Origin of the sequence: Chelatococcus sp. XZ-Ab1 (assembly GCF_029309855.1) — a bacterium.
GTDB classification, from domain to species: domain Bacteria; phylum Pseudomonadota; class Alphaproteobacteria; order Rhizobiales; family Beijerinckiaceae; genus Chelatococcus_A; species Chelatococcus_A sambhunathii.
Genome location: NZ_JARKII010000001.1, coordinates 471,929 through 486,874 on the forward strand (window position 1 = coordinate 471,929; position 14,946 = coordinate 486,874).

Consider the following 14,946-nt stretch of genomic DNA (forward strand, 5'->3'; position numbering starts at 1 on the left):
GAGGTTGCGCGCCGCTGTTCCCCGTTTTCGTGTGCTAAGCGCGGGCATGATGGCTGAAAATCGCGGCTGCCGTGCCTATCCCGCGATCATCCGCAGCAGGACCACGCTCGCGACACCTACGGCGATGGTGGCGAGGAGGGGCAGGCGCGTCGCGGCCACGGCGGTGACGAGGGCGGCGAGCGTCTCCGGCCAGCCGGTGGCGAGCGCGGTCGGTGCGATGACGGCGACGAGCACCGCCGGCGGGATGGCGTCGAAGGCCGCCTTGGCGCGGCCGGAGAGGGCGAGCCGTCCGACGAGGAAGATGCCGGCGATGCGCGTGAGGTAGGTGATCACCGCCATCGCGAGGATGGCGGCGAGCGTGGTCGGGTCGATGGTCATGCGGCCTCCGGAGGCTCCTCGCCGGCGGGGGCGGCGACATAGGCGGCGGCGATGCCGGTGAGTGCGCCGGCCGCCACGTGCCACGGCGGGCCGAAGGCGAAATAGGTGGCGGCCGAGACGGCGGCGCTCGCGCCGATGGCGGCGGCGCTGACGCGGCCGTTCCAGAAGCCGGCGATGAGGCCGATGAAAAGCGCGGTGAAAGCGAAATCTGCGCCGATGCGCGCCGGATCGCCCAGGAACGAGCCGAGGACGGCCCCGGCGATGGTTGCGCCCACCCAGGAGAGGGGCAGCAGTCCCGCGACTGCGAACCAGTAGGCCGGGGTGAGCGGCCGGTCCTTCGCCCGCCGCTCGGCCAGCGCCCAGGATTCGTCGGTGAGGACGTAGAAGCCGGCGAGCTTCTGGCCGAGGGAGAAGCTGCGCATCTTCGGCGCCAGCGAGGCACCCATGAGGATGTGGCGGGCGTTGATGAGCAGGGTCGAGAAGGCGAGCGTGGCGATGGGCACCGGCCACGTCCACAGTTCGAGCGCCGCGAACTGGGCTCCGCCGGCGAAGACGAGGACGGACATGAGGCCGGCCTCGGCCGGGCTCAGCCCCTTGCCGGCGCACAGGGCGCCGAACAGGAGGCCGATGGGGGCGGCGGCGACCATCACGGGCATGATGTCGCGAATGCCGGCCGCGCGCTCGCGCGCCATGTCGACCGGCGCCGAGGGCGCAAAGGGCTTGTTCATCGGGCAAAGGCCATGCGGTAGGCGCCGGGCGTGACGCCGCGGCGCAGCTTGAAGGCGCGGGTGAGGTGGCTCTGATCGGCAAAGCCCGTCGCCTGCGCCACCTCGGCCGGCGAAAGCCCGGCGCGCAGCAGGGTTTCGGCGGCATTGATGCGGCGATTGACGAGAAAGGCGTGCGGGGTCATCCCCGTCTCGCGCGCGAAGGCGCGGATGAGATGATGGCGTGACAGGCGCGCCTCCGCTGCCAGGTCTTCCAGCGTGAGGGGCTCGGCGAAACGCTCGCCGAGCAGCGCCTTGACGCGCGCGACGGGGCCGTGCTCACGCCCGGGCTCGCGCGCGGGCAGGCGGGCATGGCGCACGATGACGAGGGACAGGAACCTGTAGAGGAGTTCGGCGCCCTTGAGGGCGTCCTCATCCTCCTGGAGGGCCACATGGGCCTCCACGAAGAGGGCGAAGCCGGCCGGATCGTGCACCACGGGCTGCGGGAAGAAGGGGATGCCCACGTCTGAGCGCCCGCTGACTTCCGCGGCGACGGCGCCCAGCGTCTCGATGGACGGATAGCTCATGCGGTAGGCATAGCCGCCGTCGTGCGGGGCGCCGTCGTGAACCTCGTGCGGGTTCATGAAGACGAGTTCACCCGGTCCCGCATAGCCGCGGCCCCGGCGGCTGGAGAAGGTCTCGCAGCCCGCGAGGATGGCGCCGACGGCATAGGTCTCGTGCGCATGCGGAGCGTAGCGATGCAAGCGGAAGGTGGCGGTCAGGCACTCCAGCCCGCCGAAGGGCGAAGCCGCGAAGAAACGCGCCCGCTCGTCATCCGCGAGCGGCGTCGCCGCAACAGCCTCTTCCTGAGTCACCGTATCCATGCCGCCATCATACGCGAAAGCGCTCGAGGCCGGTCTTGAACAAAAGTGATGCAAGCGATCTCAATCCTTGAAGATGCGCTCGCCCTGCTCGTCGATGATCTGCCGGCCCTTGGTGAGCGCGAAATTCTCCGCGTCGCCGCGGCTCGCGTGGGTCTCGGCGCGCACGAAGCGATATTCCTTCGTCTCGCCGCCGATCTCCTTCTCGATGATGCCGGCGGTCTGGAACTGGGCGCCGGCGGGGTAGGGCGCGGGGCGGATGCGGAAGCCCTTGTATTCCACGGCCTCGCCCGCAGGCGCATCCTCGGGCGAGGCCTCTCGCCCGCCGCCGAAGAGCCCGCCCAAAAGTCCCTTCCAAAAGCTCATTGGCTCGTCTCCCCTCAGCTGCCGCGTTCGACGAAACTGTCGAGCACCATCTTGCGGCCGGCCTTGTCGAAATCGACGGTGAGCTTGTTGCCGTCCACAGCCGCGACCGTGCCGGGACCGAACTTGAGATGGAACACACGGTCGCCCGTGCCGAAGGCCGAGGCTGTTCCCGTCGACTTGGCGACGAGTTCGCCCTCGATCATCAACGGTCCGCCACGCCTCGCGCCGGCGCCGCGCCCCGACGCGAAGCTGCCGGATTGGCCGCCGCGTCCACCGCCCCAGCCGGCGCTGTTGGCCTGCGCGCGCTGCCAGCCCGGCGTCGCATAGGAGGAGCGGAAGGGCTCGGCCATGTCGAAGCGGCTCTGGCCGTAGCTGCCGTAGGTATAGGCAGCCGGCGCTTCGGTCACCTCGACGCTCGCCTCCGGCAATTCGTCGATGAAGCGGCTCGGGATGGTCGAATTCCACAGGCCGTGGATGCGGCGGTTGGAGGCAAAATAGAGCTTGGCCCGGCGCCGCGCCCGCGTGAGGCCGACATGAGCGAGGCGCCGCTCCTCCTCGAGGCCGGCACGGCCGCTCTCGTCGAGGGCGCGCTGGTTCGGGAACAGCCCTTCCTCCCAGCCGGGCAGGAAGACGGTGTCGAACTCGAGCCCCTTGGCGGCGTGCAGGGTCATGATGCTGACGCGGTCGTCGCTGTCGCTCTCGACCGCGTCCATGACGAGCGAGACATGTTCGAGGAAGCTCGGCAGGTCGGGGAATTCCTCGAGCGAGCGGACGAGCTCCTTGAGGTTTTCGAGCCGGCCCGCGGCCTCGGCCGAGCGGTCCTTCTGCCACATCTCAGTATAGCCCGATTCCTCCAGCACCGTCTCGGCGAGCTCGGTGTGGGGCGTCGCCCCGAGGCTCTGCGACCAGCGCGAGAAATTGGCGAGGAGGTCGCGCAGCGTCCTGCGCGGCTTCGGCTTCAACTCCTCGGTCTCGACGATGAAGCGCGCCGCCTCCATGAGCGGGATGCGCGCAGCGCGGGCATGGGCGTGCAGCACCTGCAGCGTGGCATCACCCAGGCCGCGCTTCGGCGTATTGACGATGCGCTCGAAGGCGAGGTCGTCGGCCGGCTGCACGACGCAGCGCAGATAGGCGAGGGCGTCGCGGATCTCCATGCGCTCGTAGAAGCGCGGGCCGCCGATGACGCGGTAGGGCAGGCCGAGCTGGACGAAGCGGTCCTCGATCTCGCGCATTTGCGCCGAGATACGCACGAGCACGGCCATTTCGGAGAGCGGATGGCCCTTTCCCTGCAAGGCCTCGATCTCCTCGCCGATGAGGCGGGCCTCCTCCTCCGAATCCCAGGCACCGGTGACGGTGACCTTCTCGCCCGGCTCGTCCTCGGTGCGCAGGGTCTTGCCGAGGCGACCCTCGTTATGCGCGATGAGATGCGAAGCGGCGGCAAGGATATGGCCGGTGGAGCGATAGTTGCGCTCGAGCCGCACCACGGTGGCGCCGGGGAAGTCGTGCTCGAAGCGCAGGATGTTGTCCACCTCCGCGCCGCGCCAGCCGTAGATGGACTGGTCGTCGTCGCCGACGCAGCACAGGTTGCGGTGTGCCTGGGCAACGAGGCGCAGCCACAGGTACTGGGCGACGTTGGTGTCCTGGTACTCGTCGACGAGGATGTAGCGGAAGCGGCGCTGGTAGTCGGCGAGGACGTCGGGATGCTCCTGGAAGAGCCGGATCGATTCCAGCAGCAGGTCGCCGAAATCCGCCGCGTTGAGGATCTTCAGCCGCTCCTCATAGAGCGCATAGAGTTCCGCGCCGCGCCCGTGGGCGAAGGCGGCGGCCTCGCCGTGCGGTACCTTCGCGGGCTGCAGGGCGCGGTTCTTCCAGCCGTCGATGAGGCTGGCGAGCTGGCGGGCCGGCCAGCGCTTGTCGTCGATGTTCTCGGCCTGCAGCACCTGTTTCAGCAGCCGGATCTGGTCGTCGACGTCGAGGATGGTGAAGTCGGACTTGAGCCCGACGAGCTCGGCGTGACGGCGCAGGATCTTGGTGCCGATGGCGTGAAAGGTGCCGAGCCAGGGCATGCCCTCCGCCGCGGGGCCGACGAGGTGGGCGACGCGCTCCTTCATCTCGCGCGCGGCCTTGTTGGTGAAGGTCACGGCGAGGATGCCTGACGGCCAGGCGAGCCCGGTCGCGATGAGATGGGCGATGCGCGTCGTCAGGACGCGCGTCTTGCCCGTTCCGGCGCCCGCGAGCACGAGGACCGGGCCTTCGGTCGCCTCCACCGCCCGACGCTGCTCGGCATTGAGACCGGAGAGGTAGGGCGTCGGCGCGGCGGCCGCGCGCGCCCGGGCGGCGAGCGAGCCGGGGCGGGGCGTGTGGGCGAGATCGTCGGGGCCGGACGCAGGGCCCTGTGTGGGTACGCGAGTCATCGGTCGGACCATGGACCAAAAGGCGAACGGCGTCGAGTGTCGCGGTCACTCGCCGGCCTAGGAGGGGAGGCATGCGGCCCCTATATAGGGGGCATGATGAGAGGAGTGGACAGGATGCCCCGCAGAATGGTGTTGCTCGCGCCGGCCCTTGCCGCGGGCGCGGCGCTCATGATCGGCCTCGCCGCCGGTCCGCTGCCGGCGCACGGCCAGGAAGGGGCCCTCAACCGCGTAGAGCGGCAATATCGCCAGTCTGACCGCGATGTGACGCGCGAGCTGCAGCGTTCGCAGGACCGGCAGCAGCAGCAGTTCGAATTCAACCAGATGCGGCAGCAGCAGCAGATCGACCGCTTTCAGCAGCCCCTGCGCACGATGGAATGCCCGCGCTGCTGATGTCGCTCAGTGGCGGGTGCCGGAGGCGATCTGAGGCTCGTACTCGTCCTCGCCCCGCTCCGGCATGGTGATGGACCTGCCGGCGTCTTCCGGATGCGGAAGACGGGCATGCGCCGCACGCATGACGGCGAGGTTCGCCAGGATGTCCGGCGGGAAGGCCGCTACCTTGCGCGTGCGCATGTCGACGTGCAGCGACAGGTTCTCGCAGGAGGCCGCCAGCCAGCCTTCGGCGGCGTGATGCAGCTCCATGAAATAGTGGATGCGCTTCTCGTCGAAGGCGAGGAGTTGCAGCGTGACGCGGACCGGGTCGTTCTCGCGCAGCTCGCGCCGGTAGCGGATATGGCTCTCGACCACGAAGAAGGAGGCCTTGCGCTCCTCGACATAGCCGGGGCCGAGGCCGACGAGCCCGAACGCCTCGTCCACCGCCCGGTCGAAGAAGACGTTGTAGTAGGCGGCGTTAAGGTGGCCGTTATAGTCGATCCAGTGCGCCTCCGCCCGCATGGTCGAGGAGACGAAGGGGGCAAAGAACAGGGCCGGTGCGTCTGCCGGGTTGCGCAAGGAACCTCTCCGGATCGTGCTGGCTGCCGGGCGCCGGGCGAGGCACCCCAGGATCAAAGTTTAAGCATTCCAACCTGAATGCAAACCTAACGAATCGTGTCGCCTTGCGACGAATGCGCACTTGTGCGCGGCGCAAGGGCATAGAAGATGCGCTCGAGCCCATGAGCAATAGCCCGAGGATTCGCGCATGACCTCCGCCGCAGAACAGCCGGCAAGACCGGACGAGACGACCGTGGCGGCCGTCGTCGCCGCGCTCGCCGAGCGCTTCGGCAACCGCCTCGTCACGAGTCAGGCCGTGCGCGAGCAGCACGGCCATACCCTCACGTGGATCCCTAACCAGCCGCCTGACGCCGTGGTCTTCCCCGAGAACACCGAGGAAGTCGCGGAGATCGTGCGGCTATGCGCGGCGCATCGCATGCCCGTCATCCCCTTCGGTACGGGCACCTCGCTCGAAGGCCATGTCAATGCTCCCTACGGCGGCGTGTCCATCGACATGAGCCGCATGAAGCGCATCATCGCCGTCCATGCGGAGGACCTCGACTGCACGGTGGAGGCGGGCGTCACGCGCAAGGAGCTCAACGAGCACCTGCGCGACCAGGGGCTCTTCTTCCCCATCGATCCGGGGGCGGACGCCTCTCTCGGCGGCATGGCGGCGACGCGGGCCTCCGGCACCAATGCGGTCCGCTACGGCACGATGAAGGACAATGTGCTGGCGCTCACGGTGGTCACGCCGGCGGGCGAGATCGTCAAGACCTCGACGCGCGCCCGCAAGACTTCAGCCGGCTATGATCTGACGCGGCTCTACGTGGGCTCCGAGGGCACGCTCGGCGTCATCACCGAGGTCACGCTGAAGCTCGTCGGCATTCCCGAGGCGGTGTCGGCCGGCGTATGCCCGTTCCCCTCCGTGAAGGCCGCGTGCGACGCCGTCATCGCCACGATCCAGATGGGCCTGCCGGTTGCCCGCATCGAGCTGCTCGACGAGGTGATGATTCGCGGCGTCAATCTGCACGCCAAGCTTGGCCTCCAGGAGACGCCGATGCTCTTCGTCGAGTTCCACGGCACGGAAGCGGGCGTGAAGGAGCAGGCGGAGCGCTTCGGCGAGATCGCGGCGGAGTTCGAAGGCGGCGCCTTCGACTGGGCGACCCAGCCCGAGGATCGCTCCCGCCTCTGGCAGGCACGGCACGACGCCTATTGGGCGGCGCTGGCGCTGCGGCCCGGCGCACGCTCGGTTGCCACCGACGTGTGCGTGCCGATCTCCCGCCTCGCCGAATGTGTTGACGAGACGAAGCGCGACATCGAGGTGAGCGGCCTCATCTCGCCAATTGCCGGCCATGTGGGCGACGGCAATTTCCATTGCCAGCCTCTCCTCGACCTCGACAATGCGGACGAGGTGGAGCGGGTGAAGGGCTTCATCGACCGGCTCGTGCGTCGCGCCATCGCCATGGGCGGCACTTGCACCGGCGAGCATGGCGTCGGTCAGAAGAAGATGGTCTATCTCGTCGAGGAGCATGGCGCGCCGGCGCTCGCGGTGATGCACACGCTCAAGGCCGCGCTTGACCCCCTCAACATCATGAATCCCGGCAAGACGCTGCCGCCGCGCTCGTGAAGGCCCGGTGTGGGGAGGCGTATTGCTTCTCCGCCCCGCCCCGACGGCAATCACAAGGCCGGGACCCGACATTCTGCTTCTTCTTTATGCGATCGGGTTGGGCTATAGAGGCGCGCATTGTGATCGCCTCTCTATTTTCAAAGCAAGATCGTTTTCAGATGAAGGCAACCCGTTTCTGGGAGCAGCAGGCGCTCGGCGCCGCGATTTCCCTGCTGCCGCGCTCGCCACGGTATCGCGACATGCGCCTCCAAGATATCGAGCGGCGCCTCGTGCCGGCCATTTCACGCGGGCAGATCAAATTCTACCTTGCCGACGGGGAACCGCAGGCCTTCGCCACCTGGGCCTATCTGTCGCGAGAGGCGGCCGATGGGATCCTGACGGGCGGGCGCGAACTCGTCGAAGCGGATTTCGATGCAGGTGATGAGCTGTGGCTGGTCGATCTCGTGGCAGCGCCGGGCAAGGCTTTGCCCGTCGTCCGCGACCTGCGGGGCACCGTCTTCTCCGGCCGCAGCCTGCGCCGTCTGCGTCGGGGGCCGGGCGGGGGCTGGCGGTGCGTGCACATGTGGAAGGTGCAGGAAGCCGGGAAGACGCAACCGGGATCCGGCGAAGCGCTCGCCGCGCTTGCTGCGCGCCACGCCCGCTTCATGGCGGGAGACGCGGCGAGGCGGTGGCTGCTGCCCGGCGACGCTGGCGAAATCATAGGCCGGCGTCCGATCCATTGAGCTTGCCCCGTTGTCGTGCCAGAGATGGAAGGGCCGAGCCGCGGTTGGCGATGCAAGGCTCGCCATAGCCGCGCCGTCAAATCCGCTAAAGTGAGGTGAAAACCTCGATCAGCCGAGCCCACGAGCGTGCGCGACTTTCTGACGGTCTTTGCCATCCTCCTCATCCTTGTGTTGAGCGCGGCTCTCGCGGTGCCCTATTTCATCGACTGGGAGGCGCATCGCGGCGAGGTGGAGGGCGTGCTGGGCGAGGCCCTCGGGCTGCCAGTGCGGACGGGCGGTGCCATCGAGCTGCGTCTGCTGCCGACGCCGGAGATCATGCTGAGCGACGTGAGCCTCGGCGAGAGCGGCGGGGCCCGGCTCTCCGCCCGGAGCGTATCGGTCGAGGTCGCGCCCATGCCGCTCGTCAAGGGTGAGGTGCGGGTGATCGAGGCCGCGCTCGATGCGCCGGTACTCACGGTGCGTGTCGGGGAGGACGGGGCACTCGCCGTGCCGCGCCCGCGCTCCGTCTCCGCTGCAAACGTGGAGATCGCCATCGAGCGTCTCGGCATTTCGCGCGGCGAGATCCGCGTGGAAGCTGCAACCGGCAGCGAGATCGCGCGCATCGGCGACATCGAGGCTGAGGTCGTGGCGGCGAGCCTCGCGGGGCCGTGGCGAATCGAGGGCGAGGTGCAGGGCGTGCCGCTGCGCATCGCGACCGGGGTGCGCGAAAACGGCGGCGACATGCGGCTCAAGGCCGTGCTGGGCCGTGCCGCGGGTGGAGGCCTTCTTGACGTCGATGGCCTGCTGAAGCTCGCCGAGGGGCTCAGCGGGCGATTGCTGCCCGGTCTTGCGGCCACCGTGCGATACGCCGAACCCTTGGCCGGCACCGGAGAGCCCCGCCAGATCATGCTCTCCGGCGCCGTGGAAGGCGACATCCGCAGCCTTTCGGCGCGCGACCTCACGCTTGACGTCACCCACGGCGAGGGCAACAAGGACCTTGCACTGACGGGCACGGCGACGCTCGACCTCGGCGGCCGGCCGGCCCTCCGGGCGAGCCTCGGCGGCCGGCGCGTCGACCTCGACGTGCTGCGCGAGCGGATCGACGACGGCGCGCTCGGGCTTCACGCGGCCACCGTGCTTGCGCAACTGCCGCTCTACCTCGACCTGTCGCTCGAGGCATTGGCGATCGCGGGCGAGGAGTTCGGCCCGCTCACGGCCGGATTGCATCGCGACGGGGACGTCCTCGCCCTGTCCCGGTTCGATCTCGGGCTGCCGGGGGAAACCCGCATCGCGGCACGCGGCGAGGGGCTCATCCCGCTCGGCGGGCCGAAGCACGACATCTCGGGAACGGGGTCCATTTCGCTCGACAGCGGCCAGCCGCTGGTGTTCGCGCGGGCGCTGGTGCGCATGGGGGCGCCGCAGTCGCTGGCCGAAGCGCTCGCGGGCCTGCCGCGATTGTCCGCCAGCGCCGAGCTCGCGCTCGATCACGGCAGCATCGGCGCGCGCAACATCGCCGTGAAGGCGGGTGAGGCGGAGGTCGGCGGCGCGATCCGTTTCATGCCCGCGGATGGCAGCGGCGGGCGCCCGCGCTACGAGGCCGAGGTGACGGCGAGCAGGGTCGATATCGCCGCCCTGCCACAATTCGACGGGCTGCTCGCCCTGGCTTCCGGCGCCGACATCGGCCTGTCGCTCGATGCGCGCGACCTTGGGCTCGGTGCGTCCGGCGGCGATGCACTCGGTCGCCTCAGTGCCCTCGTGGAGGCCGGATCGCAGGGCATCGTGGTCGAATATCTCAATGCATCGGGTTTCGGCGGCGCACAGATCGAGGCGCAAGGGCGCATCGATGCCGCTGGCGGGAGGCTGGGCGCGACCATCGACGCCGACCGTCCGCAGGCGCTCGCCGCGCTCGCTGCCCGCTTCCTGCCGGCGCGCGCCGCGGCCGCGCTGACGCGCGCGGTCGCGGACGGCGGGGCGCTCCGCCTCAGGCTCGAAGCGGGGCGCGTGGATGCGGGTGCGCCGCTCTTCGTCAAGGCCGACGGCAGGATCGGCGACACCGAGGTGGACATGGGGCTGTCGCTGCCGCCCGCTTCAGGGGTCGGCGCGGAGCTTGAGATCAGCCTCGGGGCCGGCGACGGGGCGCAGCTGCTCGGGCAACTCGGCTTCGATGTCCTGCCCCTGCCGGACGGCGAGGGCGGGCGCCTGTCGGTTTCGGCGCGCGGCCCTTCGCTCGACGACATGGCCGGGCGCTTCTCGCTCGCGGCTGCCGGGGCCAGCCTGTCCGGCGAGGGAACCTTCAGCTTTTCCGAGACGGCGCCGCTGTTCGCGGGGCGGGTGACGATGAAGGCGGGCGACCTCGGTCGGCTCGCGGAGGTGCTGGCGCGGCCCTTGCCGGGCGCGGGGGCATTGCCGCTCGAACTGACCGCCGATGCGACGCTCGGCAGCAAGGGGTTGTCGCTCGTCAACCTTGCGGCGACGGCGGGCGGCGTTCCGCTGCACGGGCGCCTGACGGTGGACGAGGGCGGTCGTCTTGAGGGGGCGGTCCATTTCGAGCGTTTGGCGCTCGCCGATGTCGCGACGCTCGCGCTAGGCCCCCTGCCCATGGCGCCCGACGGGCGCGCATGGTCTGGCGAGCGCCTTGGTGCCGCTGCCCCGCCTGCCGACGGTGTCCTGACGTTGACCGTCGGCCGTCTGGTCCTGACGCCGACGCTCACTTTGCGCGATGCGACGCTGCGGTTGTCGCTGCATCCGGCCGGGCTCGCCATCGACGACCTCAATGGCGAGCTATCGGGCGGCCGGATCAAGACCAGTATGACGATGCGCCGGGAAGGCTCCCTCGCCGCCATATCGGCGCGCGGTAAGCTCACGGCCATTCCGCTTTCGGCCATCGTCGGGCGGAGGCTTCCCGGTACCCTCAGCGGCGATTTCGAGATCGGCACGGCCGGGGAAAGCCCGGCGCGGCTTGTGGCCAATCTTGCCGGCGGCGCCACCCTGTCGCTGGCGGATGCGTCCATCTCGGGGCTCGATCCGTCAGCCGTCTCCCGCATGGTGGCGCAGGCACTCGCCGCCGACACGCTGCGGCCGGACCTGCCGGCCGTGACGACGGCGCTCGCCGAGGCGCTCGACGCGGGCGCATGGCCTTTGCCGCAGCTGTCTGGCCCCGTCAGCCTGTCGGGCGGCGTCCTGCGCTTCGGCCCTCTGACGATGCCGGCGCAAGCCGGCGTGGCCGAAGGGACGCTCTCTGGCACGCTTGACCTGCGCAGCCTCACTGTCGACTTGCGCGCGACCGTCATCGCGGCGACGTCACCCAAGGGCTGGACCGGGCCGGCGCCCCAGGCCATGGCCGTCTGGTCGGGGCCGGTCGATGCGCCGGTGCGCAGCCTCGATGCGGGCAGCCTCGCCAATGGCCTTGCCGCCATCGGCATCGTGCGCGAGCTCGAACGTATCGAGGCGATGGAGGCCGATGCGCGCGAGCGCGCCTTCCACAACCGCCGCCTCAGGGCGGAGCGCGAGCAGCGGGCCCGCGAGGCCGAGCGCCGGGCGGCAGAGGAAGCGAGGCGGCGCGAGGAGGAGGCGCAGCGGCAGCAGGAGTTGCAGCGCCGGGAGGATCAGAGGCGGCTGGAGGAGTTGCTACGCGAGGAGAGCCAGCGGCAGCAGGCGCCTGTCCCATCCGAAACCCCTTTCCGCCTGCAGCCGCAGTCGCAGGAGGGGCGCGGGCCGACACAGCTTCAGCTTCCAGCTATCCATCGCCTGCCGGAGTTTGAGCCGGATGGGGCAGGGGCGACGGCGGTGTCGCCCATGGGCGGCAGTGACGCCTCGCCCCGAGCTCCGACGGCGCCAGCCGTCCGCGCGCCGCCTCCTCAGGGCGGGCCGCTCGATATCCGGCCGACGGCCCGCTGACACAGCTCAGCCACGCGCCGCGTCCCGAACAAAGGCAAGCACCGCCACGCGAATGGCGGAGGACAGGTTCCGTCCGCCGCGCTCCTCGTCGATGGCGGCGACCGCCTGGGCGACGGACATGCCGCGCGCCGCAGCCATCTCCCTGAGCGCTGCCCAGAACGGCTCTTCCAGCGACACGCTCGTGCTGTGCCCGGCGATCACCAGCGAGCGCTTGACGATGCCGGCGCGGCCGGGGGGCGTCATGCGTCTTCGTCCGGCGTCGTCAGCCGGTGGCCCTCGTGCGCTCGCGCCAACCTCTCCTGCTCACGCTGGGTCTTGAGACGCTCGGCCTTCGGCCGGCCAAAGCGGACGCGATTGGCGTCGGCCTCAGCCTCCTTCCGGCTGCGGGACTTCGCCTTGCGGGCCATGCGCAGGTTCACGATGTCGGCCATGACGCCCTCCTTATCGCGGGCCGAGCATGCCCGACGGGTCGACCCAGCGGTCGAAGTCCTCGGCGCGGACGAGGCCGGAGGCCAGCGCCTCCTCGCGCAGCGTCGTTCCGTTCCTGTGGGCTGCCTTGGCGATCTTCGCCGCGTTGTCATAGCCGATATGCGGTGCGAGCGCCGTGACAAGCATCAGCGAGCGGCCCATGAGCTCGCCGATGCGCGCCTCGTTGGCGGTGATGCCGGCGACGCAATTGTCGGCAAAGCTCGTCGCCGCGTCGCCCAGGAGGCGGATCGACTGCAGCAGGGCATGGGCGATCACCGGCTTGAAGACATTGAGCTCGAAATGTCCCTGGCTCGCCGCAAAGGCGACGGTGGTGTTGTTGCCCAGCACCTGGGCGCAGACCATGGTCATGGCCTCGGCCTGGGTGGGGTTGACCTTGCCGGGCATGATCGAGGAACCAGGCTCGTTCTCGGGCAGCGACAGCTCGCCGAGGCCCGAGCGCGGCCCCGATCCGAGCAGGCGGATGTCGTTGGCGATCTTGAACAGGGCGGTCGCGGTGCTGGCCAGGGCGCCGTGGGCGAAAACGGCGGCCTCATGGCCGGCGAGGGCGGCGAACTTGTTCGGTGCCGAGGTGAAGGCGAGCCCCGTGTGCTCGGCGACGCGGGCCGCGAACCGCATGGCGAAGTCGCGATGGGCATTGAGCCCGGTGCCGACGGCGGTGCCGCCCTGGGCCAGGGAGAGGAGGCCCGGCTCCGCTGCGCGGATCTGATCCATGGCGAGCGCGATCTGCGCCGCATAGCCGGAGAATTCCTGACCGAGCGTCACCGGCGTCGCATCCTGCAGGTGGGTGCGGCCGATCTTGATGATGTCCGCGAAGGCGCGGGCCTTGGCGTCGATGACGCCGCCGAGATGGGCGAGGGACGGCAGCAGATGGCGTTCGATCTCGGTCGCCGCTGCGATGTGGAGCGCCGTCGGAAAGGTGTCGTTCGACGACTGGCCGAGGTTGACATGGTCGTTGGGGTGGACCGGGCTCTTGCCGCCGCGGCCGGCGCCGAGGATCTCATTGGCGCGACCGGCGATGACCTCGTTGACGTTCATGTTGGTCTGGGTGCCCGAGCCGGTCTGCCAGACGACGAGGGGAAACTCCTCGTCGTGCCGCCCCTCGAGGATCTCGTCGGCGGCGGCGGCGATGGCTTGCGCGAGGCGCGGCTCCAGAAGGCCCAATTCGCCGTTGGTTTCCGCAGCAACGCGCTTGATGAGGGCGAGGGCATGGATGAGCGGCAGCGGCATGCGCTCGTCGCCGATACGGAAATTCTGGATCGACCGCTGGGTCTGGGCGCCCCAGTACCGGGCGGCCGGAACGGCGATGGGACCGAAGCTGTCCTCCTCCTGCCGAACGGCGCTCTCCGCTTCGGAAAACGTGCCGGATGCGATCTTGCCGGATGAGTCGGACATGGCAGTCGCCTTTCATGTCAAAGGGCGAACAGGCGCAGTTCGCGTGGCAGCGGCCGGAGGTACCGTGCAGCGGGAGCGGCCCGGCCCATCAGGTCTTCTTGCGGAAGGCGTCGAGGCTAACCACCTGGGCGCCCTTGCCGTCCGCGTTGTCCTGGGGCACGCGCTCCACGACCGGTGTCTCGGCGGCGGTCGCCTTCTCCCCCGCCTTGGGCGCCTCTGCGGCCGGAGTCTCGATCCTCTCCGCGGAGGGCATCACCTCGGCCGGCTCGGGGGCGTCGCGCACCTCTGCGGCAGCCGGTGTCGGTCCCCCGCCTTCGGCCTCGCCGGTCTCGCCATCCTGGCCGAACTTGAGGCCGAACTGGACCGAGGGGTCGTAGAAGCCGACCACGGCCTCGAAGGGGATCATCAGCCGCTCGGGCACGCCCTGGAACGACAGGCCGACCTCGAAGGCCTGGTCCGTGACGGCAAGATCCCAGAACTGGTGCTGCAGCACGATTGTCATCTCGTGCGGATAGCGCTCGCGCTGGCGGCTCGACAGCCGTACGCCGGGATGATCGGTGCGGAAGGAGATGTAGAAATAGTGGTCGCCGGGCAGGCCGTCGCGCACGGCATCGGCCAGCAGCTTGCGCACAACGCCCCTGAGCGCCTCCTGGACGAGCAGGTCGTAGCGGATGAGATCCTTCGCCATGTGTTCCGGAGCGATGCCTTCTGAGCCGGCGATTGAGAAGGAAGTGGAGGCTTCTGTTGCCAGGTGCCTCCGAACCCCGCCTGCCGGGGCTAACCGTCAGGACTTTGGATCGGTAACCTAAGCTGCGTTACGCAGCCGCGGCGACCGGAGCATAGTTGTCGTTGGCAACTATAAGTTCGGCCCGATAACGGCGGAACCATGCCGAGCGAAAGCGCACCCTTTACACCCTCGTCGATCCTATTTCGCCCCCGCCGAAACGCGAGGCCCGCTCGCGTTTGGGTGGAGGCGCCGGGTACCGCCCCCGGGTCCGATGGGTTTATTGCGATGGCCGTTTATCGCCATAGCCGCCTTGCGACGGCATCCAGAATATAGGGGCCTTCTCGGCCCGATGGAAGGCCTTGAGCGCCATTCTCGCGCAGTTGCCGACAGGCAAGGGAGGGCCGGCGACATGCCATCCGAACGGCAGCTTGCCACGCCCTCCC

At 69.6% G+C, this 14,946-nt stretch carries 14 protein-coding genes and 1 other RNA gene; 4 read left to right on the plus strand and 11 right to left on the minus strand.

Features of this window, described 5'->3' with window-relative positions; translation table 11 throughout:
- Positions 1 to 75: 75 nt before the first annotated feature.
- The 5 genes from P2T65_RS02275 to P2T65_RS02295 are packed head-to-tail and all read right to left on the minus strand — an operon-like array spanning position 76 to position 4,743.
- Complete coding sequence (locus P2T65_RS02275) at positions 76 to 378, minus strand: AzlD domain-containing protein (protein WP_055457451.1); 303 nt, start codon at positions 376 to 378, stop codon at positions 76 to 78.
- Positions 375 to 1,106 (minus strand): AzlC family ABC transporter permease, encoded by a 732-nt coding sequence (locus P2T65_RS02280; RefSeq protein WP_055457450.1) that lies wholly within the window; start codon positions 1,104 to 1,106, stop codon positions 375 to 377. Before P2T65_RS02280 ends, P2T65_RS02275 begins: the two co-directional genes overlap by 4 nt.
- Positions 1,103 to 1,966 carry an AraC family transcriptional regulator gene (locus P2T65_RS02285; protein WP_055457449.1) on the minus strand — a complete coding sequence of 288 codons (864 nt, stop codon included), beginning with the start codon at positions 1,964 to 1,966 and terminating at the stop codon, positions 1,103 to 1,105. Before P2T65_RS02285 ends, P2T65_RS02280 begins: the two co-directional genes overlap by 4 nt.
- 60 nt (positions 1,967 to 2,026) lie before the next feature.
- Positions 2,027 to 2,329, minus strand: coding sequence for an HlyU family transcriptional regulator (locus P2T65_RS02290; protein ID WP_055457448.1), 303 nt, complete (start codon positions 2,327 to 2,329; stop codon positions 2,027 to 2,029).
- Between the two features lie 14 nt (positions 2,330 to 2,343).
- Positions 2,344 to 4,743, minus strand: coding sequence for a UvrD-helicase domain-containing protein (locus P2T65_RS02295; RefSeq protein WP_276199116.1), 2,400 nt, complete (start codon positions 4,741 to 4,743; stop codon positions 2,344 to 2,346).
- Positions 4,744 to 4,857: 114 nt separating this feature from the next.
- On the opposite strand from P2T65_RS02295, the gene P2T65_RS02300 reads away from it, so the two are divergent.
- Entirely contained in the window at positions 4,858 to 5,133 is a 276-nt protein-coding gene (locus P2T65_RS02300; RefSeq protein ID WP_141659639.1) for a hypothetical protein, read from the plus strand.
- A 6-nt stretch (positions 5,134 to 5,139) separates the two neighbouring features.
- Here the strand turns inward: P2T65_RS02300 and P2T65_RS02305 are convergent, their stop codons facing one another.
- Complete coding sequence (locus P2T65_RS02305; protein ID WP_245280432.1) at positions 5,140 to 5,691, minus strand: thioesterase family protein; 552 nt, start codon at positions 5,689 to 5,691, stop codon at positions 5,140 to 5,142.
- Between the two features lie 187 nt (positions 5,692 to 5,878).
- On the opposite strand from P2T65_RS02305, the gene P2T65_RS02310 reads away from it, so the two are divergent.
- From P2T65_RS02310 to P2T65_RS02320, 3 genes are all read left to right on the plus strand, one after another.
- A complete protein-coding gene (locus P2T65_RS02310; protein WP_276199117.1) occupies positions 5,879 to 7,297 on the plus strand; it encodes an FAD-linked oxidase C-terminal domain-containing protein in 1,419 nt (472 codons plus the stop codon).
- Between the two features lie 158 nt (positions 7,298 to 7,455).
- A complete protein-coding gene (locus tag P2T65_RS02315) occupies positions 7,456 to 8,019 on the plus strand; it encodes a toxin-activating lysine-acyltransferase (protein WP_276199118.1) in 564 nt (187 codons plus the stop codon).
- A gap of 126 nt (positions 8,020 to 8,145) precedes the next feature.
- Positions 8,146 to 11,895, plus strand: a complete 3,750-nt coding sequence (locus P2T65_RS02320; protein WP_276199119.1) for an AsmA family protein — start codon at positions 8,146 to 8,148, stop codon at positions 11,893 to 11,895.
- A gap of 6 nt (positions 11,896 to 11,901) precedes the next feature.
- On the opposite strand, the gene P2T65_RS02325 is transcribed toward P2T65_RS02320, so the two are convergent.
- From P2T65_RS02325 to ssrA, 5 genes are all read right to left on the minus strand, one after another.
- On the minus strand, positions 11,902 to 12,138 hold the full coding sequence (locus P2T65_RS02325; protein WP_276199120.1) for a ribbon-helix-helix domain-containing protein: 237 nt from the start codon (positions 12,136 to 12,138) through the stop codon (positions 11,902 to 11,904).
- Entirely contained in the window at positions 12,135 to 12,326 is a 192-nt protein-coding gene (locus tag P2T65_RS02330) for a DUF4169 family protein (RefSeq protein ID WP_276199121.1), read from the minus strand. The genes P2T65_RS02325 and P2T65_RS02330 overlap by 4 nt, the downstream gene beginning before the upstream one ends.
- A 10-nt stretch (positions 12,327 to 12,336) precedes the next feature.
- Entirely contained in the window at positions 12,337 to 13,776 is a 1,440-nt protein-coding gene (gene fumC, locus P2T65_RS02335) for a class II fumarate hydratase (RefSeq protein WP_071924012.1), read from the minus strand.
- A gap of 88 nt (positions 13,777 to 13,864) precedes the next feature.
- Entirely contained in the window at positions 13,865 to 14,464 is a 600-nt protein-coding gene (locus P2T65_RS02340; protein ID WP_276199122.1) for an SspB family protein, read from the minus strand.
- Between the two features lie 42 nt (positions 14,465 to 14,506).
- Positions 14,507 to 14,862: a transfer-messenger RNA gene (gene ssrA / locus P2T65_RS02345) on the minus strand.
- Positions 14,863 to 14,946 lie beyond the last annotated feature (84 nt).